The organism is Acrocarpospora catenulata (assembly GCF_018476525.1).
GTDB lineage: Bacteria > Actinomycetota > Actinomycetes > Streptosporangiales > Streptosporangiaceae > Acrocarpospora > Acrocarpospora catenulata.
The window spans coordinates 39,267-65,141 of the sequence record NZ_JAHCST010000028.1; the positions used below are offsets into that span (position 1 = coordinate 39,267).

Genomic DNA, 25,875 nt, shown 5'->3' on the forward strand with positions numbered 1-25,875 from the left:
CGGCAAAACGATTGCCCCCCAGGTTGCTGAGGCGTTACAGCAGCGGCGAACTAGACTCAGGCGTGTTCGACGCCGAACCGGAGGGTGAGCAGTGGGGCTTCTGCAGACCATCGACGGACCGCACGACCTCAAACGACTTGATCCGAAGCAGTTGCCCGCCCTCGCGGCGGAGATCCGTGACCTGCTCGTCGCCTCGGTGGCGGGCTCTGGGGCAGGTGGTCACCTCGGCCCCAACCTGGGCGTGGTGGAGCTGAGCATCGCCCTGCACCGGGTCTTCGACTCCCCGCGGGACCGCATCGTCTTCGACACGGGTCATCAGTCGTACGTGCACAAGATGCTCACCGGACGGGCCCACCAGTTCGGCACCCTCCGCCAGGAGGGTGGCATCTCCGGCTACCCCAGCCAGGCCGAGTCCGAGCACGACCTGGTGGAGAACTCGCACGCCTCGACCGCGCTCTCCTACGGCGACGGCCTGGCCAAGGCCGTCAAGCTGCGCGGGGAGCGGGACCGGACCGTCGTGTCGGTGATCGGCGACGGCGCGCTCACCGGCGGCATGGCCTGGGAGGCGCTGAACAACATCGCCGCCAACAAGGACCTGCCGCTGGTCATCGTGGTCAACGACAACGGCCGCTCCTACTCGCCGACCATCGGCGGCCTGGCCACCCACCTGGCCAAGCTCCGGGTCACCCAGAACTACGAGCAGGTCCTGGAGTTCGTGAAGGACCGCTTCGGCAACGTCCCGGTGCTGTACGACACGCTGCACGGCATCAAGAAGGGCATCAAGGACATCATCGCCCCCCAGGCGATGTTCGAGGACCTCGGCCTCAAGTACGTCGGCCCCATCGACGGCCACGACGAGCCCGCCGTGGAGTCCGCGCTCCGCAAGGCCAAGGCGTTCGGCGGCCCGGTCATCGTGCACGTGCTGACCAAGAAGGGCCAGGGCTACACCCCCGCCGAGGAGCACGAGGAGGACTGCTTCCACGCGCCGCAGCCCTTCGACGTCGTCACCGGTGAGGAGGCGCCGAAGCCGTACGGCTGGACCAACGTGTTCAGCGAGGAGATGGTGCGCGTCGGCGCCGAGCGGCCCGACGTGGTGGCCATCACCGCCGCCATGCTCCACCCGACCGGCCTGGCCGACTTCGCCGACGCCTACCCCGACCGCATCTTCGACGTCGGCATCGCCGAGCAGCACGCGCTCACCTCGGCCGCCGGCCTGGCCATGGAGGGCCTGCACCCGGTGGTCGCGGTCTACTCGACCTTCCTCAACCGGGCCTTCGACCAGCTGCTGATGGACGTCGCGCTGCACCGGCTCCCGGTCACGGTCGTACTCGACCGGGCGGGCGTCACCGGCGACGACGGGGCCAGCCACAACGGCATGTGGGACCTGTCGATCCTCCAGGTCGTCCCCGGCCTGTCGGTGGCGGTGCCGCGGGACGCCTCGCGCCTGCGCGAACTGCTCAACGAGTGCCTGGACATCACCGACGGACCCTCGGTGGTGCGCTTCCCCAAGGGCGCCGTGGTCCGCGAGTTCGAGCCGGTCGGCCACCTCGGGCGGATGGACGTGCTCCGCGCCGCCACCGAGCCGGACGTTTTAGTGGTGGCGGTGGGCCCGCTGGCCGAGATCTGCCTGGAGGCGGCCGTGCTGCTGGACGCGCAGGGCATCGCGGTCACCGTGGTGGACCCGCGCTGGGCGCTGCCGCTTGACCCCGCGCTGGTCGGCGCGGCGGCCCGGAGCAAGCTGGTCGTGGTGGCGGAGGACAACGGCCGGGTGGGCGCCACCGGCGACGCGGTGGCCCGGCTGCTCCGCGACGCCGACGTGGACGTGCCGGTCCGCACCTTCGGCATTCCGCAGCGCTTCCTCGACCACGCCAAGCGCGGCAAGCTGCTGACCGAATTCGGGCTCACCGGGCAGGACCTGGCTCGTCAGATCACCGAGGCCATCGCCAAGCGCGGCGCGTCCCTGGAGGACCAGCCCACCGCCTGAGCCTTTTCCGTTCCGCTCGTGTTCTCCGCCCGGTGCCGGGAAGTCTCCTGGCAGCGGGCGGGAGCAGGGGAGGGCCGGAATGACCATCTTCCGTACCAAGTCGGTCGAGCAGTCGCTGGCGGACGCCCAGGGTGGCGAGCACCGCCTGCGCCGCACGCTCAGCGCCCTCGACCTGACCGTGTTCGGCATCGGCGTCATCGTCGGCACCGGCATCTTCACGCTGACCGGCGTCGTGGCCCGCAACTACGCCGGGCCGTCGGTGGCCGTGGCGTTCGTGGTGGCGGCGGTGGTCTGCGGGCTGGCCGCGCTCTGCTACGCCGAGTTCGCCTCCACCCTCCCGGTGGCGGGCTCGGCCTACACCTTCGCCTACGCCACCATCGGCGAGTTCCCGGCCTGGGTGATCGGGTGGGACCTGATGCTGGAGCTGGCCCTGGGCGCCGCCGTGGTGGCGGTCGGCTGGTCGGGGTACGCGGCCTCCGCGCTGTCGGCCGCCGGGGTGAACCTGCCGGGGCTCAGCGCGGGCGGCTGGACCTTCAACTACCTGGCCGTGCTCATCGTGCTGCTGCTGACCTGGCTGCTGGTCACCGGGATCAAGCTCTCCGCCCGGTTCAACCTGGTCATGGTGACCATCAAGCTGGCGGTGATCCTGCTGGTCATCGTGGCCGGCCTGTTCTTCGTGAACGGCGCCAACTACCGGCCGTTCGTGCCGCCCGCGCAGCCCACCGCCGGGACGGGCGGGCTGGCCGCGCCGCTCATCCAGGTCCTGTTCGGGATCACGCCCACCGCGTACGGGCTGACCGGGATCTTCGCGGCGGCGGCCGTGGTCTTCTTCGCCTACATCGGCTTCGACGTGGTGGCCACCGCCGCCGAGGAGACCCGCCGCCCGCAGCGCGACCTGCCCATCGGCATCATCGCCTCCCTCAGCGTCTGCACCGTGCTGTATGTCCTGGTCTCCCTGGTCGTGGTCGGCATGCAGCACTACACCCAGTTGAGCGAGACAGCCCCCCTGGCCGACGCCTTCAAAGCGGTGGGCCAGCCCTGGCTGGCCGGACTGATCAGCATCGGCGGCATCTCCGGCCTCACCACGGTCATCCTCATCCTGATGCTCGGCCAGAGCCGCGTCTTCTTCGCGATGAGCCGCGACGGCCTGCTCCCCCGCAGCCTGGCCGTGGTCTCCCCCCGCTACGCCACCCCCGCCCGCATCACGCTCATCATCGGCGTCGTCACCGCGATCCTCGCCGGTTTCATCCCGCTGCGCGCCCTCGCCGAAATGGTGAACATCGGCACCCTCTTCGCGTTCGTGGTCGTCTCCATCGGCGTGGTGATCCTCCGCCGCACCCGCCCCGACCTCCCCCGCTCGTTCCGCACCCCACTGGTCCCGTGGCTCCCCGTGGCCTCGGTCCTGGCCTGCCTCTACCTGATGCTCAACCTGGCAGTCGAAACCTGGCTCCGCTTCGCCGCCTGGATGCTGCTCGGCATCACCGTCTATTACCTGTACGGCACCCGCCACAGCCGCGTGGGCACCCTGACCTCCCCGCAAGCCTGACGGATCGCGGCGCGGCTGTTGTGCGGGTCGTACGACGCGGCGGCCCGGTTCGGATCGGACGCCCTAGAAGAAGCCGAAGAATTCGGGCGTCTTGAAGGTGCGCTTCGCCCCGGTTCGGGGATCCGTGAAAATGATCTTCGCGTAGAGCTCGTCTCCGCCCCCCGGGTCTTCGTTGAGCGCGGACGCGGAGGGGTAAGAGTCGAACTCGGCGCTGAGTCCGCCCTCCGCCGGAGCCCACATACGGGTTTGGACGGGCATATACGCCTGGAAGTCATCCAATACCCCTCCGCCGTCGGATCCCCACAGCTCGGCTTGGAAGACGTAGCGGCTGGCATTGATGATCGTCTGGGCTTCCTGCTTGCTCAACTTGCGCATGTCGATGCCAAGGTGGAGCAGGTACTTTCCGCTGCTGGTCTTGCTGATGGTGATGCACGCGTTGTAGTCAGCGGTGTAGTTGCACAGCGGCGCGGCGGAGGCCGGCCCCGCCATCAGAACGACACCGACGGCGGGCGCCGTGACTATGGCAAGCGCCTTCATAAGGCCGCGCTTCAAGCGACCCTTGGGCCGCTGTTCTTTAGTGTTCATCGTGCTTTCCTCGTGATTCGGGCACCTTCCGGACGGCGGCACCTCATCACCAAGGGCGTGACACGACGGGACACAACATGGAACTGCGGGGCACGACATGGAACCGTGCGATCAACTGCTGTTGCCCGCAAATTTCGTGATCAGCTACGGAGTTGATCGGCGGATGAGGAGAACCCTTTTGCGAGGAGGCGGAGTCCCACGAGGCCGTAGGTTTGGATACAACCGCTCCTCGAAGGTGGCTCTCCTCACCCCTTGGCGCCGTGCAGTCGGCAATCACGGGTGCTGAGAGAAGCCAATGTCATGGCAGTGCCATGGAACCCACCACGATCTTTAGTCGACTCTGTACGCCGAGGATCTGCACATAGACTTGTGAGGTGGTCTACCGCCCAATGTCCGTGGCCGAACTCGCGGTCAAGCTCAGAGCAACCGACAATGACAAGATCCGCTGGAAGCTGGTCTGGGAGTTCTTGGAGGAGTATCGCTGGGAGCAAGCCGTAGATCAGCTCACCCTCCTGGCGGCGGAACCCTGTCCGGTTGGCGACGAGCGATGGGATGCCCTGCTTGCCGCGCTCACCGAGCACCTTGCCGCGCAGCACGACCTCGCGCCCCCGCTCTGGACCGCGTCCCACGTATTGGAGCGCCCCTGGTTCCCCGCCGAGTTGCCTTCCCAGCGAGCTGAGGCACTTGTTTGGGCTCCGGCCGCCTTCCGCAAGCATGGTGTCTACCTGTCCGCTCACGATCTCCAAGCCGCGTGACAGACGACGGCCTCCTCGGCAGAGCCGAGCTCGAGCGAGCCTTCACGGCTCTTGGTGACCGTCTCGTCCGGCGAGGCATTGTCGCCGACCTTTTCATCGTTGGCGGCGCCGCGATGGCCCTGGCCTACGATGCCGTTCGGGTCACCAGAGATGTCGACGCCCTTTTCGTGCCTCACGGCGTCGTCCTCGAAGAGTCCCGCGAGGTCGCCAAAGCTCTGGATCTTCCGCCTTGGTGGCTCAACGAGCAGGCCAGCGTCTACATCTCCGGGCAGGATGACCCTGGGAAAAGGCGAGTTTTCGATCATCCCGGGCTTCGCGTGATGGCAGCCTCCCCCGAGCACATTTTTGCCATGAAGGCCATCGCGGCCCGCACGCGCGATATCGATGACCTACGCCATCTCGCATCTCTTACCGGTACCACCACGCTCGCCGACGCTCTCGCTCTCTGTCGTCGCTTCTTTCCCAGCGAAGACGTATCTCCTCGCGCGACGGCAGTGCTGAGCGATCTCTTCTCGTAGTCGGCTTTGCGTGGGGATCGCCTCATCGCCGTCATGCATGTGGTTCGCAGCCAAGAACACGGTCCCGGCAGGGAACCAGATGGCCCCCCAACGCCACGGTGTCGAGCAACGCACATTCAGCCCTGGCTCTCACCCTGCGATGCCAAGGTTCTCCCGGTCGGGTTGCTGCCCGACCGGGAGAGCTCACGAGTTATTCAGCGGACTTCTGGCTGGCCATTCTGGAGCGGAGCCCGAGTAGAGCGTCGATCACCAGGAAGGCGGCCAGGGAGATCCCCATCAGCGGGATGAAGTAGCCCACCGCGAGGGCCAGCAGAGCGAGTGGCGCGAGGATGCCCCAGTGCACTGCTCGCCAGCCTCCGCGGGGGTAGGGCGTGCCGAAGCCGCGGGTCGGGCGGCGGCGCCACCACATCCGGTAGCCCAGCACGATCAGCGTGATGATCCCGACCGCGAGCGCGGCCAGGACGATCTGGTTGGCCAGGCCGAACAGCAAGCCCATGTGAGCGTCGATGCCCCAGCGGGTGAGCTTGGCGGCCAGGGGATAGTCGGCGAACCGCAGCTCGTCCACCACCTGCCCGGTCGCCGGGTCGACCGCTACCTGGTCCAGGCGTGTGGGCGCGGTCTTGTCGATCTCCTTGACCACGTACGCGCCTCCGGGTTCGGCCGACCATACGATCTCCAGCGGGCCGGACAGTCCCTTGCCGGCGGCCGCCTGCACGACCTGGTCGATCCCCACGTCGGAGGTGCCGCCGGTCTGCTGGCCCGCCGGGGAATGGCCGGCGTGGTCACCGGCGGAGGAGCTGATCGACGGGGTTGCCCAGCCGAGGGCGGTGCGTAGCTCGTCGACGTTGGCTCCGGCGTACTTCGACCAGGTCAGGCCGGTGGCGGACAGGAACAGCAGGCCGAGCAGGGCCCACAGGCCGACCGAGCCGTGCCAGGACAGTGTCCTGCGCAGCCCGGTGGCGGAGCGGTCGGGAGTGAGCAGGCCGCGCAGACGGCGGCCGTTGCGGCGACGCCTGGTCAGCCAGAGCAGGAGCCCGCCGAGGGCGACCACCCACAGCCAGCTGGCGGCCAGCTCGCTGTAGATCCGCCCAGGCTCGCCCAGGTGGAGGCGACGGTGCAGGTCGGAGATCCAGGCGCGCACCGGCAACGCGCCGGAGCTGCCGTAGCTTTCCAGCACGCCGCGCACCTGGCCCGTCGAAGGGTCGACGAAGACCGCCATCTTCGTGCTCTCGGCCAGGCCTGGCTGGTCCAGAAGGACCTGGGTGGTGTCGCCGGGCTCGGCCGCGGGCCGTACCACGGAGACCGTTCCCTGAGGCTGGGCTTGGCGGGCCGCGGCGACCTGCTCGTTCAGGGGGAGGCTGGTCTGGCCCACCGGCGCGGTCAGTTCGTGCCGGTAGACGACCTGCTCGATCTGGAAGGAGGCGGCGTACAGCAGGCCCGTGGCCGCGGCCACGAGCAGGAAGGGGGCGATGAGGATTCCGGCGTAGAAGTGCAGGCGCAGCACCAGCGGACGCAGCGCCGACCAGGCCGCGCGTCTGGGGTGGGGAGGCTGGGCCGGATCGACGACACGGTGAGCGTCAGTCGTGGAGGTCATGGGGTTCTCCGTTCACGGTGAACACGCACATCAACAGGTACGCGTCACGTCACTAAGGGGGGTTCGACCGCCGATCCCCGCATAGGGGGCTCAAGGCGGCAAAGGGCGTACGGCATGACAAGCCGGTGCCACCACAAAGAAGGCGGCAGCCCTGATCAGAGAACGGAGACGGCTGGCGGCGGACCACGCCGCGTGACCACCACGACGAAACCGGATCGTCTGAGAGGCGGTGCGGGACGATCCCGCACCGGTCCGCCGAACGTGGGCGGAACGATGTCAACCAGCGCACCCACAAGGCTGCGCAGCAGCCCCCGCAAACCGCGCACCGGCGCGACCGCGAGATACACGATCAACGCCAGGGCCGACTCGCCGCGCTCCAGCATCCAGGTGGACAGGATCGCCATCGCGACATGGATGAGCACCATCCCCACCCCGGTGCCGTCGCCGTGCTCATCGGCCCACGGCGAGGACGCGCTGGTCTCAGCGCCAACGGTGAACAGATGGTGCATGCCGTACTGCGCACCGAAGCAGGCTGCCAGCAGGACATCCATCCCCCGCTGCCGCCCGGCCAGCAGATACGCCCCCAGCCAGGTCAGCATCATCGCGGCGGCCAGGTACCCCACGCGTACGGGCGCACCCCCAGCCAGGACGTGCAGAACAGCCGAGATCAGCACGCACACAGCCGCGAACACCGCGGCCCGTAACACGCGCAGGGACGATCGGCCGACATACACGGGCGCAATAGTGCCAGAGCACCCAAACACGATCCATCCTTGACTTGCCCGGACATCTAACGCTAAAGCCCCGCCCGTTCCTCTTGGACGAGGCCTGACCGGCTTCGACCCGCTTGTCACGGTGGCGGGAGAGCTGAAGGAAATCATGAAACATACGGGCAGCGTCCGCGGCAGGAAAGCCCGAAGGACAGCCACTCGCTGCCGTGTATGACCGGTACGGCCTCTGGCTGTTGCTACCGATCGTGACTGGGCGATCCCGGTACACCCTTCCCTGGCGATCCCATTGCTCCATCAGCAAGCTAGGGAGCCTCATGCTGGCATCTGTAGGAGTAGCGTCATAGGCTGTTTCGTGCAGGCTCTCTGCACGAAGAGGCAGATGACAGGGCAGAGACTCGTGTCTCGGTAGGAGGGGACCACGGTGCTGATCCGTTTCCGGCTGGCAAACCATCGGTCCATCCGTGACGAGCACGAGCTGTCGCTGATCGCAACTGAATTCGATGAGGGCACGGGACGCAGGACTGGTCTCAGTCACCGGGGGCGGGATGTTTCGGTGCAACCCGTACTGGGTGTGTTCGGAGCAAACGCATCGGGGAAGTCCAACCTGCTCAGCGGGTTCCAGTTCATGCGCGACGCGGTGCGGGATTCTTTCGCGGACTGGGCCAAGGCGCCAGGGATGGTTCCCCGGCGGCCGTTCAAGCTCGATTCCACGTCCCGCGAGGAGACGAGCCTGTTTGAAGTGGACCTTGTACTGGGCCGGGATCCCGTCCGCTACACCTATGGTTTTGAGTTGTCGGACGAGCGGGTGGAGGCGGAGTGGCTGCACGCATATCCGCATGGCCGCCGGAATGTCTGGTTTGACCGAGAGGCGGTCCGCCCGGAGTCGGAAGGTGGGGAATTCATCTTCAGGGGAGAGGGGTTCAAAGGAGAACGAGAACCCCTAGTGAAGCTGACCCGCCCGAATGCCCTGTTCCTGTCCGTCGGTGCGACCCTCAACGATCCTCAGTTGTCGGTAGTACACAGATGGTTCCTGAACAACCTGTGGCTGGTGACACCGGAAAGAGATCTAGGTGGTCGGGTGGGCTGGACCACGGAACTTCTGACACGCCCAGATAATGCGGGGTCTTATCATCAGCGGATCGTGCAGTTGCTGCAATCGGCTGACCTGGGAATCACCCGTCTTGACACGGACCCCGAGACCGGTGATATCAGGCTGTGGCACCGTACGGCGGATGATGGAGAGACACCGCTGGATTTCCGCACCGAAGAGTCTCTAGGAACGCACGCCTGGTTTGCCTTTCTGGGACCCATGCTCACCATGCTGGACCGGGGATCGGTCCTGCTGGTGGACGAATTGGATTCGAGCCTGCACCCTACACTCGCGGCCGAGGTCGTACGTGTCTTCCAAGATCCCGCGTCCAATCCACGCGGTGCGCAGTTGATTTTCACCACGCACGACGCAACCTTGCTGGGCAATGAGGTGCTTGACCGTCCGCTCAACCGTGATCAGGTGTGGATAACAGCCAAGCGGCGCACAGGAGAAACCGAACTGTATCCGCTTACGGAAGCTAAGCCGCGTAAGGAGGAGAACCTCGAACGCGGTTATCTACGTGGCCGCTACGGTGGGGTACCACGGGTGACCGCAGGGGAGATCGCCCGTGAGCTGTCCAGGCAAGAGGCGAAGGCGACGGCGTGAGCAGACGGACGGGGAAAGAGCAGGAACAGGGAAGGCGGAAAAGACGCGGGCGTCTGGAGGACGAACGGCCGTTAGCGCCAAGGTCCAGCCTGCACTCTCGTGAGGTACGGGTGCTGTACGTGGCCTGCGAGGGTGAATCCACGGAACCCGACTATCTGCAGTATCTGAATGAGCGGTTCGGGGACGGCGATGGCCGGGCCAGACAGCCTTTCCGCATCCAGCCGGTCTACCGCAGAAACGGGTGGACGCCTTCAGGGGTCGTCGAAGCCGCGCGGAAGGCCGCCGGCGAGGACGAGGCGTGGGCGCTCTTCGATCGTGACCAGTGGGATGACATCCCGCAGGCAGTCAAGGACGCGGCCGAGTCCGGAATCGAGCTTGCGTTCTCACACCCGTCATTCGACCTGTGGCTACTGCTGCACTTCCAGTCATTCGGAGGCGCGCAGAGCGGCAGCAGCAAACTCGTGGTCGAGAAACTACGGCAGGCCAAGGGGGCGGACGCCTTCAAGGACTACGACAAGAGAGGTGACAAGAGCATCAAGGGCGCTCGGCGTGATGCCCTGAAGGGCCGGGAGGACAAGGCGGTGGCGCACGCCCGTAGCTTGGTCGCCTCCTGCACCCACGGGCTCTGCAAGCCCGGCCAGGCGCAGACGGAACCGGTCGGCGAGGATGTCGCGCGTCAATCTCACCAAGAGTGGGCGGCTCGCTCCGGTCACACGCCGGACTGCCCAGTTCTGCAACGTGATCCCTCCACTGACGTATGGCGCCTGCTCGTCAGGTTGGGCATCGTCGTAAGAGAGCCCGCAATAGCGGTAGGCCCACAGACACGGAATTAGCCTCCTTCCCGTTTTTGCCGGACCACCTGACCTCCCCGTAACCCGACAAACGAGGCAGCCGCCGCTTGTGAGCGTTCCGGGTTGTCTGGCTCAGGCTGTAAGGCCGCAATGGCGGGCGACATGTGGGAGGCGGCGGATGAACTCTGCGTCGTTGCCGAAATCCCATTCCTCGCCATCGGGCCACGTGGTCACGATGGGGAATTTGCTGTGAACTCGAAGTTGTCGGCCGATCTTGTCAACGTGGACGATCTGCACGCGCTCATGGCCCGCTGTCAAGGCCAGATGCGCGGCATGCAACCGGACGGACATCGCCCTGTCCGTCGCCGCCGCGACAGGCCCTCGTTGTCGAGGGACGAGCGCCCCATGCTCGCGCGGACGCACCCGCTGCCGGCGCTTCACGAGCTCGGCCACTCAGCCCGCGCCGCTGCCAACTCCTCTTCAGTGACCGGGCCGTGGAACTCCCGAAGCTCCGCCACCAGGTCTCTCAGCCGATCGCGGGCTAACTGCCGAACCTCACCCATACCGCGATCCTACCGATGGGAGGATCGGCCTACCCAGACCTGCTCGCCTTGCCTCTTGGCGGCTACCAACGCGTCGGACACCTGTCCGTCTCGTGTTCACAACGCGATGTACCGCGATGCGGGCTGCTGCGCCTGCGAAGCGACCACGCGCCGGGCCCGTCGATGACGGGGGAGTCGAAGTCGCCGCTTGTGATCGTTCCGGGTTGTCTGGCCTCAGGCTGTAAGGCTGCAATGGCGGGCGACCTGTGGGAGTCGGCGGATGAACTCTGCGTCGTTGCCGAAATCCCATTCCTCGCCATCGGGCCACGTGGTCACGATGGGGAATTTGCTGTGAACTCCTCGTGCTCGGCGGGCATCGCCCAGGCCGTCCACGTCGAGGCCGGTGACCCGCATGTACGGAACGAAGGTCACGTAGGCGAGCGGCTCGAACTCGGGGGCGTCCTCGCGTGACCACAGCTCCCGCCGGGTGTACGTGACGCGCTGAAGGCGGAACTTGCCAGCTCTGCCCCAACTCGTCCGGAAGAGGCAGAAATTCAGGATCAGGTTGTAGACACGCCGAGCTTCTGGCACCTCGAAAATCAGGTCAGGGCAGGTGGCGACCTTCTCGAAGGCATCGCGGCCAAGGCTGATCAGCCAGTTCACGAAGTACTCGAAGCCATCGGACGATACCCGGTTCGTAATGGCCCAGTACACCGCGAACATGTCCCAGGAGAAGGCGCGGTTGGCGCAGATGGTGAACCAGACCTCGTAGTCCACGATCTCCTCGACGGACAGGCCGGAGAGGTGATTCTCGAGCCACGCTACCCGGGCTGCCCGATTGTCGGTCTCGCGGGCAGAGCGCTCGATCAGTTCCCAGAAGCCGTCAATGTCCACAAGATGTGATCATGGTGCATATCCGGCATCTCGGCCCGGCATTACGCTGAAAAGGGAGGATGGTTCGAGCGGCTGATCCTGGGTCACCTGGTCAGTTTGTAGCTCCAGGCGCGCTTGTCTCTCGTCCATCTGCGTGGATTTCCGATGTAGAGGCATGCTCGTACCGAGAAACCGTGGGGACGTCAGGAGAGTCCCGCGACGATGAGTGCCACTCCCGCTCCCGTGAGGAGCACAGCGCTTCCTGCCAGCAGTATGCGGTAGCCGGTTACGCCGATCCGGTGTCTGCCTGCTCCGATCAGTCCGGCCAGGACCACCTTGGAGCCGACCAGGACCAGGTAGAAGCCGGTGGCGAAGGCTATCGCGCGTACCGGTGCGGTGGTCCAGGCGGCGACGAGTACCGGTGCGCCCACGGTTGCCCAGAAGAGCCAGGGGTGGGGGTTGAGCATGTTGACCAGGACACCCTTGAGTACCGGTGCGGGGGTTCCGACACCGGGCTCGGGGGGTTCTGCCTTTCGGGCCTCCCACAGCCCTTGGGCCCCTAGGAACACCACGTACGCGCCGCCGGTGAGTGAGAGCACCTGCAGGAACGTCTCCGGGAGTGTGCCGACTGCGGCCACCGTCAGTAGGACGATCGGGAGGTCGGAGAGGAGGGGGACGCAGGCGATTCGCAGGCCTGCCGGGAAGCCTCCGCGCAGGCTGGCTGTGATCACCAGGCTGAGGAGGGCTCCTGGCGCGATTCCGGCGCCCAGGCCGAGGCCTAGTCCTAACAGCAGTTCGCGCACCTAACCTCCGTTTTGTCCCATCCGGAGGGTAGCGCCAAGCCGGATGCGGCGGGCGGCCACGTCCACGGTCAGGGCGGCGATCTGCTCGGGGGTTGAGGGAGGGCGGGGAGACCGACGTTCTGGGGGAGATCGATCGGCGCCTCCGGTGTGGCCATCTCACACGTTGTGTCGGTTCGGGTTGGTCTCAGGTCAGTCGCGCTGTATGTGAGCGTGGGTCGGGTTGGTGGGCCGGCGAATAGCGTTGGGGTGCTGTGGTGGTCGCGCATACTGGAAATCGCTTTCCGGGAGGGTGCATGGTGACCTTGGAAGATGTGGCGCGGCAGGCGGGGGTGTCGCTGGCGACCGCGTCCCGGGTGCTCAACGGGAGTACCCGGCAGGTGGGGGCGGCGATGCGGGCGCGGGTGGAGAAGGCCGCCGCCGAGTTGGGTTACCGGACCAATGTGGCCGCGCAGACGCTGGCGAGGGGGGCCAGCAATGTGATCGGGCTGGTGGTGCACGATCTCGTCGATCCGTACTTCGCGGCGATCGCGGATGGGGCGATGCGGACGGCGGACGCGGAGGGGCATGTGGTGATGGTGGGGACCACGCACCGCGACCCGGAGCGGGAGATCGCGTACGTGGCCACGCTCAACGCGCAGCGGGCCAAGGCGGTGCTGCTGGCCGGGTCGCGGGTGGCCGATCCGGTGGTGACCGGGCGGCTGCGGGCCGAGTTGGACCGGTACCGGGAGACCGGCGGGCGAGTGGCCTGTGTGGGGCAGGATCTGCTGGGCGTGGACACGGTGGCACCGGGCAACCGGGCCGGAGCCGCCGCGCTGGCCAGGGAACTGGCCGCGCTGGGCCACACGCGGTTCGCGGTGCTGGCCGGGCCGCCGAACCTGATCACCGCCGTGGACCGCAGGGACGGATTCTGCGGCGCGCTGACCGAGCTGGGCCTGCCGGACCCGCAGATCGTCTACGGCCGCTTCGACCGGGACGGCGGCTACGCCGCGGCCGCCGCCGTGGAGCCCGGCGTGACCTGCGTGTTCGCGGTCAACGACGTGATGGCGGTGGGGGCGCTCGCGGCCTTCAGGGAGCGCGGCGTCCGAGTGCCCGAGGACGTGTCGGTGGCGGGCTTCGACGACATTCCGACGCTGCGGGACCTGGTGCCCGCGCTGACCACGGTACGGCTCCCGCTGGCCGCGATGGGCGCGCACGCGGTGGAGTTGGCGCTGTCATCGATCGGTGAATCCCGGGTAGTAGTCGTGGCCGGACAAATCGTGGTACGGGATAGTGTGCGAGACCTGCGGACCGAAATTCCGTTTGGGACGAGCGCTGGTGGTGGATCGTAAGCGGAGAGTAAGGGGGGCGCCGTGAGGCTGGCGGTCAGCACGCTGGGCATGCCGGGGGAGAAGCTCCCGGCCGCGATCGTCGTCGCGTCCGGCCACGGCTGCGACGGGTTGGAACTCCGATTGCACCCGGACACCGGCGTGCACGCCGGTCTCTCGCTCCTGGAGCGTACGGCGGTGCGCCGCGCGGTGAGCGACGCCGACCTGAGCATCGCGACTCTCGCCGGATACATCAGAATCGCCCAGACGGGCCGGGACACCCCGGTGATCGAGGCGCTCCAGGCCGACCTGGAACTCGCCGCCGACCTGGGCGCACCCGCGGTCCGGGTCTTCCCCGGCGGCGACGACATCGCCGCCGGCGCCCGGCGGCTCCGCGCGGTAGCCGATTTCTGCCGGGAGCGCAGGCTGCGGGTACTGGTGGAGACCCATGACGCGCTCCCCACCGGCGCCGGCGTGGCCACCCTGCTGGACGCCGCCGACCGCCCGGAGGCCGCCGCCATCTGGGACGTGCTCCACCCGTGGCGCAACGGCGAGCCCCCCACCGACACGGTCAAGGCGCTCGGCGACCATCTGGCGTACGTGCAGATCAAGGACGCGGCCTCGGCGGCCAACCCGACCCCGCGCCGGCTCGGGTCGGGCGCGGTGCCGCTGGAGGAGTGCGGCGAGCAACTGCGCGGGTTCGGCGGCTGGGTCTCCCTGGAGTGGGAGCGCACCTGGTATCCCCAGGTCGAGCCGGTCGAACGGGTACTGCCCGGCGCGGTCGCCTGGGTGGCCCGCTACGGCTGGGGCTCCTAGCTCCCATCACATATGTGCCATTGAGGGGGGCGAAGCCTATGCTTCTCTCGAAATGGCGCGTTTGTGGGTTCTCGGGCAGCTCCGGGGCGAGGTCGAGGGGCAGCCGGTCGATCTGGGCCCGCCGCTCCAGCGGGCAGTGATCTCCAGATTGGTGTGCGCCGGCGGGCACGTGGTCTCCGCCGACAGGTTGATCGACGATCTGTGGCGGGGTCAGCCGCCGCCGAAGGCGCTGGGCGCGCTGCAGGTGTACGTATCCAACCTCCGCCGAGTCCTGGAGCCAGGCAGGGCCCCACGGACCCCGGCCACGGTCCTGGCGAGCGCTCCGCCTGGCTACCTGCTGCGGCTTGACGACGACGCCGTCGACGGGTGGCGGTTCGCCAAGCTCGTTGGTGCCGCGGCGAACCTTCTCCATGAGGGACAGCCGGCCAAGGCGCTGCGCACGATCGACGATGCCTTGTCGCTGTGGGGAGGTCCCGCCCTCGCCGAGTTCGCCGAGGAGGAGTGGGCGGTTCTCGAGGCGTCCAAACTGGAGGGGTTGCGGGTCGACGCGGTCGAATACCGCGCGGAAGCGGCGCTTGCCGTCGGTCGTCATGTGGAGGTCGTTCCCGAGCTGGAGCGGCATGTCGCCGCCCACCCGCTTCGGGAGAACGCGGTGCGGCTCCTGGCTCTGGCCTACTACCAAGGGGGGCGGCAGTCGGAGGCGCTGGCGGCGCTGCGCAGGACCCGGGCGATGCTCGCCGATGAGCTGGGTACGGATCCCGGACCTGCGCTGAGAAAGCTCGAGGTCGACATCCTCGCTCACAACGTCGTCCTTGACGTGCCCGTGGTCGCCGCTGTTTCCGCCATTCCTGCCGAGCCGGCGTCTCAACCCGCACCGCCGTCCGGGATGATCGGCCGTGCGGCGGAGTTGGCCCGCCTGGTCTCCGCCGCCGAGCAGGCCAGGCGCGGGTTCCGGGTGGTCTGGCTCGGTGGGGATCCCGGCGCGGGCAAGAGCACCCTGGCCGACGCCCTGCTGCGCCACCTCGGTGACGAGGGCTGGCAGGTCACGGTCGGCCGGTGTCCGGAAACGCTCGGCGGTGTGCCGCCCGCGTGGGCGTGGAGTGAGATCCTCCGCGACCTGTTCGCCGTGCACCCCCCGGACCCCGAGATCGAGGTACGGCTGGCGCCCCTGCTGGGCCACGACGCCGCGCCAGTCGGTGAGTTCTGGCTGGCGCAGGCTGTGGGGGACTACCTGGAGGGCGTGCCGGGGCCGCTGCTGCTGGTGCTTGAGGATGTACACCGCGCCGACGACGCCACTCTCCAGTTGCTGCGTCACCTTGCGGCGAGGCTGGCCGACATCCCCGTCCTGGTGGTCTTGACGCACCGGCCCTCCGAGACGGGCGACCACCTGGTGGCGGCGGGGGCCGCCCTGGCCGTCCAGGCGGCCGAGAACGTGACCCTCCGGGGGCTCGGTGAGGACGATGTCCGCCGCCTGCTGGCGGAACGGTCCGGTATGGAGGTGGACGCGGCCATCGCCCGTACGGTCACCGAACGCACCGGGGGCAATCCGCTGTTCGTGGCCGAGACAGCCAGGTTGCTCGCGACCGAGGGGGCCTCGGCGGCTCATTCGCTGCCGCCCGGCGTCCGCGATCTCATCCGCAGGCGTATCGCCCGCCTCCCCGCGACGGCCCAGACAACCCTGCGCAACGCCGCGGTCATGGGACGGGACGCCGACGTGGACGTGCTGATCGCCATCCAGGATGTTGACGAGGAGACGGTGCTGGACGGCCTGGAGGCGGGCGTGCTCACCGGGCTGCTCACCGAACCCAGACCCGGGCAGGTCCGCTTCACGCACGTCCTGGTCCGCGAGACCCTCTACGAGGACATCACCAGGCTGCGCCGTACCAGGCTGCACGCGAAGGTGCTCGCCGCGCTGGAGCGGCTGCGGCCGGGCGACGTCGGCGCGCTCGGCTACCACGCGCTGGCCGCCGCCACCGCCGCCACGGCCCGCGACGCCGCCGAGTACGCGCGGAGAGCGGCGACCCAGGCGTCCGGCGTGTACGCCCACCGGGAGGCGGCGGTGCTGCTGGAGGGCGCCCTAGACGCCCTCGACCTCGGGACGGAACCCGCCGACGACCTCCGGTTGGATTTGCTGTGTCGCCTGACCTCCGCGCAGGCGAGCGCGGGTGACCTGGTGCGGGCGACGGCGACACGCAAGGGTGCGCTGGCGATCGCCCGGCGGCTCGGCGACCCGGTCGCGCTCGCCCGCGCCGCGGTGGCCAACGACGCGCCCGTGATCTGGATGGGGCAGACCGACAACGAGGTCGACATCGACCTCGTGGCGGCCATCCGCGGGTGCCTGCCCGTCGCGAGCGGCGAGCTGCGGTGCCGGCTGCTCGCCACGCTCACCCAGGAGTTGGTGGGCCACGACGACGAGCTCACGGAAAGCGCGAGCACCGAGGCCGTCGAGATCGCCCGCGGCCTCGGCGACCCCCGCTTACTGTGCCTGGCGCTCAACGCGCGCTACTGGGTGGCATTCGTGGCCGATCGCCGCGAGGAACTGGAGGCGATCGGGCAGGAACTGCTGGAGACCTCCGTCCGCGACGGCCTGCTCGGCTACCAGACCCTCGGCCACTACGCGCTGGGCATGGTCGCGCTCGGGCGCAACGACTGGGCCACGGCCCAGAGTCACGCCGGACGGGCGCTCGAATACGCGAGGCTCAGCTGGCCGTCATCGCGTTCCCCGATGCCCTCCACCTCCTGGTCAAGGGAGAATGCGAGCGGGCTGAGGCGGCCCTTCCCGAGTTGGCGGGTGAGGCCGGCCAATCCGATACCGCCCTCCACGCAACCATGACTGCTCCGAAAAACCGGTTCTCTCGGGCGTACTGATCTCAGTACACTCGCCGCGAACGGCGCGCCGACGAGCGTGTCATTGACGAGGGAGAGGAGCCGACTGTGCGGCACAGCATCGCTGCGGTCATTCCCCCGTCACGGTATGAGGTGATCCTGGTGTCTTCGCCCGCCCGGTGCCGGCTGCGCGGCTGACACCGGAGACCCCGGCGGACATCTGACCTTCCTGCTCCGCGTCGAAACGGTCGGCGGGGCAATGTTCTGCTGACGCGGTGCTGCCGCGTCGGATTTTCACGTGCCTGTCTTGTCCGGGAATCGCGCTGTCCCCAGCTGGATCGTCCTGAAGGGCCATGGGCCATGCGCAACCACACGTTCCCTGTCCGCAATCTCGGCATTCTTGCCCACGTCGATGCCGGCAAGACCACCGTCACCGAGCGGATCCTCTATCTCACCGGCACCACGCACAAGCGCGGTGAGGTGCACGACGGGACCACCGTCACCGACTTCGACTCCCAGGAGCGCGATCGTGGGATCACCATCTTCGCCGCGGCGGTGAGCTGTGTCTGGGACGGCCACCGGATCAACCTGATCGACACCCCGGGTCACGTCGACTTCGCCGCCGAGGTGACACGTTCGCTCCGGGTCCTCGACGGCGCGGTCGTGGTGTTCGACGGTGTCGCCGGGGTCGAACCGCAGAGCGAGGCGGTCTGGCGGCAGGCCGACCGGTACGGAACACCCCGGATCGCCTTCGTCAACAAACTGGATCGGGTCGGCGCCGACCTCGACGCGGTGGCCGACGCGATCCGCGCGCGACTGCACCCGACTCCGTTGGTGGTCCAGCTGCCGATCGGGCACGCGGGCGGGTTCGCCGGCGTGGTTGACCTGGTGCGGATGCGGTCGCTGATCTGGGCCGACGGCCGCGACACGGTCCGCGAGGGCCAGGTGCCGCACATCCTGTGGAGCGAGGCCCAGCGGCGTCGCCGCCTACTGGAGGAGGCGGTCGCCGAACGGCACGCGAACGCGTTGGAGGAGTTCTGCGCGGAGTCGACGATCTCCGCCCCGACTCTCGCCGCCGCGCTCCGCGACCTGACCCTCACCGGCGAGGGCGTGGTGGTGCTGTGCGGATCGGCCTACCGCAATCGCGGAATCGAGCCGCTGCTCGACGCCGTCGTGTCCTACCTGCCCGGACCTCAGGATGTCCCTGCGGTACGCGGCACCCATGGGCAGGAGCGCGCCCCCGATCCCGGGGCTCCGCTGGCGGCGCTGGTGTTCAAGGTGTCCTCGAACGCCACCGGACGCCTCGCTCACCTGCGCGTGTATTCGGGAACGATCGAGAAGGGAGACACGGTGCTGGACACCGGTACGGGACGTACGGAGCGGATCGGACGGATCCTGCGGGTCCAAGCCGATCGCCACACCGAGGCGGACCGGGCGGTGGCCGGGGACATCGTCGCGGTGGTCGGGCTGAAGGCGGTGCGTGCCGGTACCACGCTGTGCGCGCCCGGGGCTCCGTTGGTCCTCGAACCGCCGGGTACGACCGACCCGCTCGTTTCCGTGGCCGTCGAAGCCAGGCGGAGCACCGACACCGACCGGCTGGCGGCGGCGCTGGCGCGGCTGACCGAGGAGGATCCTTCGCTGGTGGTCCGGACCGCCGAGACCGGTCAGACGCTGCTGTCGGGGATGGGCGAACTGCACCTGGAGGTTGCCGTGGAGAAGATCCGCCGGACCGCGCGCCTCGACGTCAACGTGGGCCGGCCACGGGTGGCCTACCGGGAGACGGTGGTCCAGGGCGTGTCCGGGCTGGTGTACCGCCACGTCAAACAGGACGGCGGCGCCGGTCAGTTCGCCCATGTCGTGCTCGATGTGGCGCCGCTGGAGTCCACCGAGGGCTTCGAGTTCCACTCGGCCGTCGTGGGCGGCCGGGTGCCGAAGGAGTACGTCCGGGCAGTGGAGGCAGGCGCCAGGGACGCCCTGGCCGAGGGCCCGCTCGGCGGCCACCCGGTGACCGGCCTGCGCGTCACGCTGCTCGACGGGGCCACCCACCCGAAGGACTCCTCCGAGCTCGCCTTCCGTACGGCGGGCAGGCTCGGCCTCAGGGAGGCCCTGCGGGCCGCGACGATGGCGCTGCTCGAACCGGTGGCCGAGGTCACGGTGACCGTGCCGGAGGCCGACGTCGGCGGGGTGCTGGGCGATCTGGCGGCACGGCGCGGCCGCGTCACCGGCTCGACCGCGCGGGCGGGCACGGCGGTCGTCACCGCGATCGTGCCGCTGGCCGAGACGTTCGGCTACGCGACCCGCCTGCGCAGCCGTACCCACGGCCAGGGGACCTTCACGACCAGGTCCGCCGGTTACGCCCCGGTGGGCACTGCCGCGGCGGGGAAGTCCCGCTAGCCCAGCCATGGCCCCGTCCGCACGCGGACGGGGCCATCCCCGGACCTCAGGCAGGCCCGAGGTCGGGGGCGATCAGCCGGGCGTAGCGGTCGCGGGTGGTGGTCAGGACGGTCTCCGGGTCGGCGGCCCAGAGGTCGGCGTTGAAGATCTCGACCTCGATGTCGCCGGCGTACCCGGTCTCGGCCACCGCCCGGGTGAGCGGGGTGAAGTCGATCACGCCGTCGCCCATCATGCCCCGGCCGAGCAGGACGTCGGCGGGGAGGGGGACGAGGAAGTCGCAGACCTGGTAGCTCGCGATCCGGGTTCCGGCGCGGGCGATCTGCGGGAGCACGTCGGGATCCCACCACAGGTGGAAGGTGTCCACGACGACGCCGACCACCTCGGGCGGGTACGGCTCCGCGAGGTCGAGCGCCTGGGCCAGGGTGGAGAGCACCGCCCGGTCGGCACAGTACATCGGGTGGAGGGGTTCCAGCGCCAGCCGTACGCCACGGTCGGCGGCGTAGGGGGCCAGTGTGGCGAGCGCGTCGGCCACCCGGGCGCGGGCGGCGGGCAGGTCGCGGGAGAAGGTGCCGAGGGGTTCGCCGGGGATCACGCCCGGGAGGCCGCCCACCACCATGACGAGACAGGCGGCCTGGAGCGCCGCGGCCTCGTCGATCGCGCGGCGGTTGTCGGCGAGGGGGTCGGGGCCGGTCAGGAAGCCGCCGCGGCAGAGTGAGGAGACCCGCAGGCCGGCGTTCTGGACCAGTTTCACCGTCTCGTCCAGGCCCTGTTGGGCGACGTCCTGCCGCCAGAGGCCGATGGCGCCGACGCCGTGCCGGACGCAGCCGGCGACCGCCTCGGCGACCGTCCAGCGCCGGGTCGTCCACTGGTTGAGGGAGAGGCGGTTCACCGGCCGTGCACCGCGAGGAGGGCGCGCATGCGGTACGCGGCGAGGTCCGGGTCGGTCAGCAGCCCGGCCTGGTCGGCCAGCCGGAACACCTCGGCCAGGTGGGGCAGCGACCGGGCCGACTGGGCGCCGTTGACCATGGTGAACGCGGGCTGGTGGCCGTTGAGCCAGGCCAGGAAGACGATTCCGGTCTTGTAGTGGTAGGTGGGCGCTTCGAAGATCTTCCGAGACAGCGCAACGGTTGGTCCGAATATTTCGTGATATTTCGCGAGGTCGGCCGCACGCCCGCTGCCGACGGTTTCTGTTTCGGCTTGGTCGAGGGCGTGGAGGGCGGCTGCGGCGGCTGGGGCGATGGCGTCGAAAATGCCGAGAAGCGCGTGTGAGCCTGAGGCGATCAGCGACGGATAGTTGAAGTCGTCACCCGTGTAGACCCGCACCCCCGGCGGCAGCGCCGCCCGTAGCCGGATCTCGTGGTCCTCGTCCAGCAGGGAGACCTTGACCCCGTCGATCCGGGCGGCGTTGGCGTGGATCAACTCCAGAAAGGACGCGGTGGCCGCCGCCACGTCACGCGCCCCCCAGTAACCCGCCAGCTGAGGATCGAACATCTCACCCAGCCAGTGCAGGATCACCGGACGGTCCACCTCGGCCAGCAGCTTGCCGTAGACCGCGTGATAGTCCGAGGGGGTACGCGCGACCGCCGCCAGCTGCCGGCTGGCCATGATGATCACCCCGGCCCCGGCCTCCTGGACGGTGGCGATCTGCTCCCGGTAGGCGGCCTCGATGGCCGGGAGGGTGCGCGCCTCCGGCAGATGATCGGTCCCCGCCCCACAGGCCACCAGCTCCGCCGGATCCCCGAAGTCCCGCGCCAGCTCGGCGGTCCGCCGGATCAGCTCCCGGGTGGCAGCCCAGTCCAGCCCGTTGTTCCGCTGCGCGGTGTCCATGGCCTCGGCCACCCGCAGCCCGTACGACCAGAGGTGCCGCCGGAACCCCAGCGTGGCCGCCCAGTCCAGCGCGGCCGGCGCCCCGGGCGTGTTGTCCCGCAGCGGATCGGCCACCACATGCGCCGCAGCGTACGCCACCCGCCCGGCGGGGGGACCCTCCGGCTGCTCCCAGACGACGGGTGAGCGGAGCGGGTACCGCCCCAGGCCCGGCAGTTCCACGACCGCGCTCACAGGTCGGTCACCGCCAGCCGCCGCCCCTCCGCGTGCGAGCGCAGCCCGAGCTCGGCGAGTTGCACCCCGCGAGCCCCGGCCCGCAGCGTGTACGGGAACGGGGTGCCCGCCAGCACATGCCGCACGAACATCTCCCACTGGATCTTGAACCCGTTGTCGAACTCCCCGTTATCCGGAATTTCCGACCAACCATCGCGGAACCGGGTGTCGGCTGGAATATCGGGATTCCAGACCGGCTTGGGGGTCACGCTGCGATGCTGCACCCGGCACCCTCGCAGCCCGGCCACCGCGCTCCCATGGGTCCCGTCCACCTGGAACTCCACCAACTCATCCCGATGCACCCGCACCGCCCAGGAGGAGTTGATCTGTGCCACCACCCCCCCTTCCAGCTCGAAGATCCCGTACGCCGCGTCGTCGGCGGTCGCCTTGTACCGCTGCCCCCGCTCGTTCCACCGCTCCGGAACATGCGTGCTGACCTGCGCGTACACCGAAACCACCCGCCCGAACAGGTTCTCCAGGACATACGCCCAGTGCGGGAACATGTCCAGCACGATCCCGCCCCCGTCCTCGGCCCGGTAGTTCCAGGACGGGCGCTGCGCGGCCTGCCAGTCGCCTTCGAAGACCCAGTAGCCGAACTCACCGCGTACCGACAGGATCTGCCCGAAGAACCCGCCGTCGATGAGCCGCTTCAACTTCAGCAGCCCCGGCAGGAAGAGCTTGTCCTGCACCACGCCGTTGCACACCCGCGTCTCCTCGGCGGCCCGCGCCAGCCGGATCGCGTCCGCCACCGTCTCGGCGGTCGGCTTCTCGGTGTAGACATGCTTGCCGGCCGCGATGGCCTTCAGGGTGGCATCCACCCGGGCGGGGGTGACCTGGGCGTCGAAGTAGATCTCGGCGTCGGCCAGCGCGGCGTCCAGGTCGGTGGTGTGGTCGGGGATGCCGTGCCGTTCGGCGATCTCGGCCAGCTTGGCGGCGTTGCGCCCGACCAGGATCGGCCGCAGCCGGACCCGTTGCCCGGTGGGCAGGTCCACCCCGCCCTGCGCGTTGATGGCCAGCACGGATCGCACCAGATGCTGCCGGTACCCCATCCGTCCGGTGACGCCGTTCAACACGACGCTGAGCACACGGTCGCCCATCACATCTCCTTGAGTGGAAAGCGCTTTCCGCTCCTAGGGTAGGAGTCCGTGACTGGGTCGGCAAGCGCTTTCCGAGCAGGTTGGCTGATTAACTTGGCGAAGTACGTACGAACAGGGAGAACCCGTGACCCAATGGTGGCGTGACGCCGTCGTCTACCAGATCTACCCCCGTAGCTTCGCCGACGGCAACGGCGACGGCACGGGCGACTTCGCCGGCGCGCTGGCCCGGCTGCCGTACCTCGCCGAACTCGGCGTGGACGCGGTCTGGTTCTCGCCCTTCTACCCGTCCCCGCTCGCCGACGGCGGCTACGACGTGGCCGACTACTGCGACGTGGACCCCAGGTTCGGTACCCTGGCCGACTTCGACGCCTTCGTCGCGGCGGCGGCCGAGCTGGGCATCCGGGTGATCGTCGACATCGTGCCCAACCACTGCTCCAGCGCCCACCCGGCCTTCCAGGCCGCGCTGGCCGCCGGGCCCGGCAGTCCCGAGCGCGACCTGTTCATCTTCCGGGACGCCCCCAACAACTGGCAGTCCGTCTTCGGCGGCCCCGCCTGGACGCAGACCCCGGACGGCCAGTGGTACCTGCACCTGTTCGACTCCTCCCAGCCCGACTGGAACTGGTCCAACCCGGCGGTGCCCGCCCTGTTCGAGAAGGTGCTCCGGTTCTGGCTGGACCGGGGCGTGGCCGGACTCCGGGTGGACGTCGCGCACGGCCTGTTCAAGGACCCGGACCTGCCCGACGTGCCCGACCCGTCCCCCTCCGACCGGCCCTCACCCTGGTTCCACCGGCCCGAGCTGATCGAGCACTACGCCGGCTGGCGGGCCATCCTGGACTCCTACCCGGAGGACGTGTTCCCCGGCAGGCGTACCGCGGTGGGGGAGTTCTGGGGTGACGAGATCACCCACCTGGAGCCGTACTTCATCCCCGGCGGCATGCCGCAGGCGTTCAACTTCTTCCTCTTCCGCACCGCCTGGAACGCCCCCGCCCTGCACCACACCATCACCGCCTCCATCGCACTGGCCGACGGCTCCGACGTGGTCGCCCCCTGGGTGATCAGCAACCACGACGTGATGCGCCCGGTCAGCCGGTACGGCGGCTCCCCCGAGGCCCGCTCCGACGCCGAGGTGGACCTGGCCCTCGGCACCCGCCGCGCCCGCGCCGCCGCCCTGCTGCTGCTCGCGCTGCCCGGCTCCGCCTACGTCTACCAGGGCGAGGAGCTCGCCCTGCCGGAGTACCTGGACATCCAGGACGCCGACCGCGACGACCCGGTCTTCCGCCGCACCGGCGGCGCCCGCCTCGGCCGCGACGGCTGCCGTGTCCCGATGCCCTGGTCCGGCACGCGGGCCCCGTACGGCTTCGGCGACAACCCCGACACCTGGCTGCCCCAGCCCCCCAACTGGGCCCCGCTCACGGTGGAGGCCCAGCTGGACGACCCGGACTCCACGCTCTCCCTCTACCGGAAGGCGATCGCCCACCGGCCCAAGGGCGAGTTCCACTGGCTGGAGCCCGAGCCCACCGCCCTGGCCTTCACCCGGGGCGCCGGCTTCGCCTGCGTGGTCAACTTCGGCGGCGACCCGGTCGCCCTCCCCGACCACGAGGAGATCATCCTGGCCAGCGGCCCGGTCACCGGCGGCACCCTGCCGCAGGACACCGCCGTCTGGCTGCGACTCAACCCGTGAGCCTCACAGCTCGCCCTTGAGCTCCAGCCGTTGCAGCGCCTTGGCGAGTGGCAGCGCGGTCAGCCCGACCTGCCACTCCCTGGCCCCCAGCTCGCGCAGCCGCGCCGCGATGACGGCGTCGTCCAGCGGTGCGGGCGGCTCCCAGGTCAACCGGCGCACCGCGTCCGGCTGGAGCAGGTTCTCCGTCGGCATGCGGTGCTCGTCGGCCAGCGCGGCCACCACCGTACGGGCGGCGTGCAGGCGTTTGGCGGCGACGGGATCCCGGTCGGCCCACCGGTTGGCCGGGGGCGGCCCGTCGCCGGGGCCCATCGGCTGGGGCAGCTGGGCGTCCGGCATGGTCCGGGCCCGGGTGACGGCGGCCAGCCACTCGCGCAGGTGCCGCCGCGCGCTGCGCCCGGTGAACTGGGGGATCTCGGTGAGCGCCTTGGTGGTGCGCGGCAGGTCCAGCGCGGCCTGCACGATCGCCAGGTCCGGCAGCACCCGCCCCGGCGCCAGGTCGGCCTCCCTGGCGATCTCGTCGCGCAGCGTCCAGAGCTCGCGGACCACGGCCAGGCCGCGGAGCGTGCGCACCTTGTGGATGCCGCTGGTCCGCCGCCACGGGTCGCTGCGCAGCGGCGCGGCGGGCGCGGCCAGGATGGCGGCGAACTCCTCCATCGCCCAGTCCAGCTTGCCCTGGGCGACCAGCTCGGCGTGGAGCACGTCGCGCAGCTCGATCAGCACCTCCACGTCGAGCACCGCGTAGCGCAGCCAGTCCTCGGGGAGCGGACGGGTCGACCAGTCCGCCGCCGAGTGGCCCTTCACCAGGCCGAGCCCGAGCACTACCTCAACCATGGTGCCGAGTCCCACCCGCTCGTAGCCGAGCAGCCGACCGGCCAGCTCGGTGTCGAACAGCAACTGCGGCCGGAACCCCAGCTCGGCCAGGCAGGGCAGGTCCTGGGTGGCCGCGTGCAGCACCACCTCGGCCCCCTCAAGCGCGGCGTCCAGGCCGCTCAGGTCGGGGCACTGGATCGGATCGACGAGCGCGCTGCCGGCTCCCGCCCGGCGCAGCTGCACCAGGTAGGCGCGGCCGCTGTACCGGTAACCCGAGGCGCGCTCGGCGTCCACCGCGACGGGGCCGGAGCCTGCCGCGAACGCCTCGACGACGGCGGTCAGCGCCGCCGCGTCCTCCACTACCGCCGGAATGCCCTCACGCGGTTCCAGCAGCGGCTGGATGTCTTTCTCATCGGTCACTGAGCATCCACG

21 protein-coding genes are annotated in these 25,875 nt (G+C 69.3%); 11 read left to right on the plus strand and 10 right to left on the minus strand.

The annotated features are described in order from the left end of the window. Nucleotides 1-91: 91 nt before the first annotated feature. Nucleotides 92-1,984, plus strand: coding sequence for a 1-deoxy-D-xylulose-5-phosphate synthase (gene dxs / locus KIP79_RS25970; protein ID WP_214107538.1), 1,893 nt, complete (start codon nt 92-94; stop codon nt 1,982-1,984). Nucleotides 1,985-2,063: 79 nt separating this feature from the next. Next, nucleotides 2,064-3,530 carry an amino acid permease gene (locus KIP79_RS25975; protein WP_214107539.1) on the plus strand — a complete coding sequence of 489 codons (1,467 nt, stop codon included), beginning with the start codon at nt 2,064-2,066 and terminating at the stop codon, nt 3,528-3,530. A 63-nt stretch (nt 3,531-3,593) separates the two neighbouring features. On the opposite strand, the gene KIP79_RS25980 is transcribed toward KIP79_RS25975, so the two are convergent. Beyond that, nucleotides 3,594-4,115, minus strand: a complete 522-nt coding sequence (locus tag KIP79_RS25980; RefSeq protein ID WP_214107540.1) for a hypothetical protein — start codon at nt 4,113-4,115, stop codon at nt 3,594-3,596. 389 nt (nt 4,116-4,504) lie between these two features. Between KIP79_RS25980 and KIP79_RS25985 the strand changes: the two genes are divergently transcribed. Continuing rightward, nucleotides 4,505-4,870 carry a hypothetical protein gene (locus KIP79_RS25985; protein ID WP_214107541.1) on the plus strand — a complete coding sequence of 122 codons (366 nt, stop codon included), beginning with the start codon at nt 4,505-4,507 and terminating at the stop codon, nt 4,868-4,870. After that, on the plus strand, nt 4,867-5,388 hold the full coding sequence (locus KIP79_RS25990) for a DUF6036 family nucleotidyltransferase (protein WP_214107542.1): 522 nt from the start codon (nt 4,867-4,869) through the stop codon (nt 5,386-5,388). The genes KIP79_RS25985 and KIP79_RS25990 overlap by 4 nt, the downstream gene beginning before the upstream one ends. Nucleotides 5,389-5,578: 190 nt before the next feature. Here the strand turns inward: KIP79_RS25990 and KIP79_RS25995 are convergent, their stop codons facing one another. Together KIP79_RS25995 and KIP79_RS26000 are read right to left on the minus strand one after the other, a co-directional pair. Beyond that, on the minus strand, nt 5,579-6,982 hold the full coding sequence (locus KIP79_RS25995) for a PepSY-associated TM helix domain-containing protein (RefSeq protein ID WP_214107543.1): 1,404 nt from the start codon (nt 6,980-6,982) through the stop codon (nt 5,579-5,581). Between the two features lie 155 nt (nt 6,983-7,137). Further along, nucleotides 7,138-7,716, minus strand: a complete 579-nt coding sequence (locus KIP79_RS26000) for a hypothetical protein (RefSeq protein WP_214107544.1) — start codon at nt 7,714-7,716, stop codon at nt 7,138-7,140. A gap of 418 nt (nt 7,717-8,134) precedes the next feature. On the opposite strand from KIP79_RS26000, the gene KIP79_RS26005 reads away from it, so the two are divergent. After that, nucleotides 8,135-9,409 (plus strand): AAA family ATPase, encoded by a 1,275-nt coding sequence (locus KIP79_RS26005; protein ID WP_214107545.1) that lies wholly within the window; start codon nt 8,135-8,137, stop codon nt 9,407-9,409. 110 nt (nt 9,410-9,519) lie between these two features. Continuing rightward, nucleotides 9,520-10,242, plus strand: coding sequence for an RloB family protein (locus KIP79_RS26010; protein WP_214107546.1), 723 nt, complete (start codon nt 9,520-9,522; stop codon nt 10,240-10,242). Nucleotides 10,243-10,332: 90 nt separating this feature from the next. Here the strand turns inward: KIP79_RS26010 and KIP79_RS26015 are convergent, their stop codons facing one another. From KIP79_RS26015 to KIP79_RS26025, 3 genes are all read right to left on the minus strand, one after another. Then, nucleotides 10,333-10,551, minus strand: a complete 219-nt coding sequence (locus KIP79_RS26015; RefSeq protein WP_214107547.1) for a hypothetical protein — start codon at nt 10,549-10,551, stop codon at nt 10,333-10,335. Between the two features lie 425 nt (nt 10,552-10,976). Then, nucleotides 10,977-11,636: a DUF4240 domain-containing protein gene (locus KIP79_RS26020; RefSeq protein WP_214107548.1), complete on the minus strand. Its 660-nt coding sequence runs from the start codon at nt 11,634-11,636 to the stop codon at nt 10,977-10,979. 182 nt (nt 11,637-11,818) lie between these two features. Further along, nucleotides 11,819-12,418 carry a LysE family transporter gene (locus KIP79_RS26025; protein ID WP_214107549.1) on the minus strand — a complete coding sequence of 200 codons (600 nt, stop codon included), beginning with the start codon at nt 12,416-12,418 and terminating at the stop codon, nt 11,819-11,821. Nucleotides 12,419-12,711: 293 nt separating this feature from the next. On the opposite strand from KIP79_RS26025, the gene KIP79_RS26030 reads away from it, so the two are divergent. The 4 genes from KIP79_RS26030 (at nt 12,712) to fusA (ending at nt 19,758) form a co-directional block, all read left to right on the plus strand. After that, nucleotides 12,712-13,746: a LacI family DNA-binding transcriptional regulator gene (locus KIP79_RS26030; RefSeq protein ID WP_214107550.1), complete on the plus strand. Its 1,035-nt coding sequence runs from the start codon at nt 12,712-12,714 to the stop codon at nt 13,744-13,746. A gap of 21 nt (nt 13,747-13,767) precedes the next feature. Beyond that, entirely contained in the window at nt 13,768-14,538 is a 771-nt protein-coding gene (locus KIP79_RS26035) for a sugar phosphate isomerase/epimerase family protein (RefSeq protein ID WP_214107551.1), read from the plus strand. 52 nt (nt 14,539-14,590) lie between these two features. Further along, nucleotides 14,591-17,371, plus strand: coding sequence for an ATP-binding protein (locus KIP79_RS26040; RefSeq protein ID WP_250213843.1), 2,781 nt, complete (start codon nt 14,591-14,593; stop codon nt 17,369-17,371). Nucleotides 17,372-17,724: 353 nt separating this feature from the next. Then, a complete protein-coding gene (fusA, locus tag KIP79_RS26045) occupies nt 17,725-19,758 on the plus strand; it encodes an elongation factor G (protein WP_214107552.1) in 2,034 nt (677 codons plus the stop codon). Between the two features lie 46 nt (nt 19,759-19,804). Here fusA and KIP79_RS26050 read toward each other — a convergent pair whose 3' ends face one another. The 3 genes from KIP79_RS26050 to KIP79_RS26060 are packed head-to-tail and all read right to left on the minus strand — an operon-like array spanning nt 19,805 to nt 22,952. Beyond that, nucleotides 19,805-20,647, minus strand: coding sequence for a sugar phosphate isomerase/epimerase family protein (locus tag KIP79_RS26050; RefSeq protein WP_214107553.1), 843 nt, complete (start codon nt 20,645-20,647; stop codon nt 19,805-19,807). Beyond that, nucleotides 20,644-21,798 carry a dihydrodipicolinate synthase family protein gene (locus KIP79_RS26055; RefSeq protein ID WP_250213859.1) on the minus strand — a complete coding sequence of 385 codons (1,155 nt, stop codon included), beginning with the start codon at nt 21,796-21,798 and terminating at the stop codon, nt 20,644-20,646. Before KIP79_RS26055 ends, KIP79_RS26050 begins: the two co-directional genes overlap by 4 nt. A 14-nt stretch (nt 21,799-21,812) precedes the next feature. Then, nucleotides 21,813-22,952, minus strand: a complete 1,140-nt coding sequence (locus KIP79_RS26060) for a Gfo/Idh/MocA family protein (protein ID WP_214107554.1) — start codon at nt 22,950-22,952, stop codon at nt 21,813-21,815. Between the two features lie 124 nt (nt 22,953-23,076). On the opposite strand from KIP79_RS26060, the gene KIP79_RS26065 reads away from it, so the two are divergent. Beyond that, nucleotides 23,077-24,633 carry an alpha-amylase family glycosyl hydrolase gene (locus KIP79_RS26065; protein ID WP_214107555.1) on the plus strand — a complete coding sequence of 519 codons (1,557 nt, stop codon included), beginning with the start codon at nt 23,077-23,079 and terminating at the stop codon, nt 24,631-24,633. A gap of 3 nt (nt 24,634-24,636) precedes the next feature. Here KIP79_RS26065 and KIP79_RS26070 read toward each other — a convergent pair whose 3' ends face one another. Continuing rightward, the gene (locus tag KIP79_RS26070; RefSeq protein ID WP_214107556.1) at nt 24,637-25,863 is read right to left on the minus strand and encodes a ribonuclease D; all 1,227 of its coding nucleotides are present in this window, start codon (nt 25,861-25,863) and stop codon (nt 24,637-24,639) included. Nucleotides 25,864-25,875 lie beyond the last annotated feature (12 nt).

Coding starts and splice junctions, on each gene's coding strand:
- KIP79_RS25980 (WP_214107540.1), bottom strand. CDS start 4,115: ATGAACACTAAAGAACAGCGGCCCAAGGGTCGCTTGAAGCGCGGCCTT.
- KIP79_RS26060 (WP_214107554.1), bottom strand. CDS start 22,952: ATGGGCGACCGTGTGCTCAGCGTCGTGTTGAACGGCGTCACCGGACGG.
- KIP79_RS26030 (WP_214107550.1), top strand. CDS start 12,712: ATGGTGACCTTGGAAGATGTGGCGCGGCAGGCGGGGGTGTCGCTGGCG.
- KIP79_RS25995 (WP_214107543.1), bottom strand. CDS start 6,982: ATGACCTCCACGACTGACGCTCACCGTGTCGTCGATCCGGCCCAGCCT.
- KIP79_RS26040 (WP_250213843.1), top strand. CDS start 14,591: ATGGCGCGTTTGTGGGTTCTCGGGCAGCTCCGGGGCGAGGTCGAGGGG.
- KIP79_RS25985 (WP_214107541.1), top strand. CDS start 4,505: ATGTCCGTGGCCGAACTCGCGGTCAAGCTCAGAGCAACCGACAATGAC.
- fusA (WP_214107552.1), top strand. CDS start 17,725: ATGCGCAACCACACGTTCCCTGTCCGCAATCTCGGCATTCTTGCCCAC.
- KIP79_RS26015 (WP_214107547.1), bottom strand. CDS start 10,551: ATGTCCGTCCGGTTGCATGCCGCGCATCTGGCCTTGACAGCGGGCCAT.
- KIP79_RS25975 (WP_214107539.1), top strand. CDS start 2,064: ATGACCATCTTCCGTACCAAGTCGGTCGAGCAGTCGCTGGCGGACGCC.